This is a genomic window from Phaeobacter sp. JH20_37 (assembly GCF_048056015.1).
GTDB lineage: Bacteria > Pseudomonadota > Alphaproteobacteria > Rhodobacterales > Rhodobacteraceae > Phaeobacter > Phaeobacter bryozoorum.
Genome location: NZ_JAYMWW010000009.1, coordinates 1 through 857 on the forward strand (window position 1 = coordinate 1; position 857 = coordinate 857).

Annotated in this window: 1 protein-coding gene; it reads right to left on the reverse strand. The window is 42.5% G+C overall.

Going from position 1 to position 857, the window contains the following annotated elements; genetic code table 11:
- Positions 1-62 precede the first annotated feature (62 nt).
- Positions 63-656, reverse strand: a complete 594-nt coding sequence (locus tag VWZ87_RS03580) for a hypothetical protein (protein ID WP_416534511.1) — start codon at positions 654-656, stop codon at positions 63-65.
- Positions 657-857: the final 201 nt, after the last annotated feature.

Sequence of the window (857 nt, forward strand, 5' to 3'; positions counted from 1 at the left end):
ACCAGATTTCGAAAAAATAACCGTCTCTGCGTTGATTTTTGGGTCGACAACTTTAATGCTACTCATTGCTTGACTTCTTTCATCTGAATGTCGATTATTCTATCGAAAATAAAAACATATATGGAGTTGATTTCTTGGGTATCTTGCGTAAATGCTATTGATCTATTTTTCACATATTGCTCGCAACCTACAAAACTTCCGTCGGTAATCGGTTCGTCAGTCCCCTGCGGCAAATGAAGGGAGTTACCAAAAAATCGACGCGGCGTATTCTTGTAGCTCACACGACACTGTGAGACCAATTTTTCGAAATACCCCGTGACAACCTCTGGCAAGTTGTCATATTCCACTTGCACCGGTGACATCTCTCCAATCAATTCCATCTCTGCAATATAATCCCCTTGGTGCGTTCTGCTTTGAATGGTGGCGACTTTACTAGAACCCTCTTTGGAAACACATCCGGAAACATAAAGGTAGGAATTATCAAACAAAGCTAGCGATTGCAGTCGTTTCCTGTCGTAAACATCAACCAACTGTGATGGGTCTTTATCGCTGCATGAAAGCACTGAGTGTTTGGAATTAATATTATCTTCACAACTCATTATGATGCAGATTAGTGATAGGGCTGAAGGCAACTTTAAGAGGCTAACTATGGCCATGCCAAACACTCCGTTTATGTATCTTGGTTATTCATTGAGTAGCCCATCTTCAGACGCTCCAACACGAATTGAGTGTATTTGGTCATGTAGAATCGGTTACATTTTTGCACTCCCTATATGCGTGCAAGGGCGGAGTCATCCCCTACGGTAACGTTAACTTCTTCGCAGTGTGGCTCCAAAATCAGGTCAACCCTGTCCTCG